The 798-nt window shown below is 49.0% G+C and carries 1 protein-coding gene; it reads right to left on the reverse strand.

Features of this window, described 5'->3' with window-relative positions; genetic code table 11:
* Window positions 1-798 (reverse strand): phospholipase D-like domain-containing protein (locus tag A3751_RS01300; protein WP_231876812.1); only part of this gene is annotated, 798 nt, incomplete at both ends.

Below are 798 nucleotides of genomic sequence, written 5' to 3' on the forward strand. Positions count from 1 at the left end.
CTCGGTTTCTAATACCATGGCAAGCTGAGGGCTCTCGATAAGAAACCCGAGCTCTGTATTGAGACTGAGTGATCTTGGGTCAAAGTTGAACGAGCCCACAAACAGCGTGTTACTGTCGACAGCAAATGTCTTGGCATGCAGGCTCGCTTCAGAACTACCTATGCTTGCGGTTTTCCGCGTTTGAGGTGTTGCCTCTATAGCGCCGAATTTGCGAAGCTCGTATAGCTGAACGCCCGCTTCTAGCAAAGGGCGACGGTACTTTGCATAGCCCGAGTGGACCAAAGCAACGTCGTTCGCTTCAAGCGAATTCGTCAAGACCTTTATCTCGACGCCTTTTTCTTCTAAATCACGAAACAGCTGAACCCCGGTGTCACCCGGGACGAAGTAAGGCGAGATGAGGGTAAAAGAGCGTTGCGGACTACCGAGTAGCTGATCCAGCTGCTGAACCAAAAGCCCATTTTCGGGAGTTGGACCGAATATTTTAGCTGGATCATCGCTCACTAGGTTCACTGTAGCGTAGACAGGTTTAAGCACTTGGTTTTGTAGGTCGTTAAGAAGCGGGGATGCTTTGATCGCAGATATAAACGGTTTTGCTTCAGTTGAAAGAACCGTACTCTCAAGCTCCATCCCTAACGATCGCAAATCCTCCTTGTTGGATGCTTCTACAAGCTGCTCTATCGGGTAGGCGGAAATACTAGACCAATAACGGTCAAAATCCTTCGAAACATGATCGACAATTGGTCCGGTTGCCAGCACATCCAGATCCGTGAACTGAATGCCATTATCTGCGCCAAAGTA

This window comes from Oleiphilus sp. HI0080 (genome assembly GCF_001635135.1).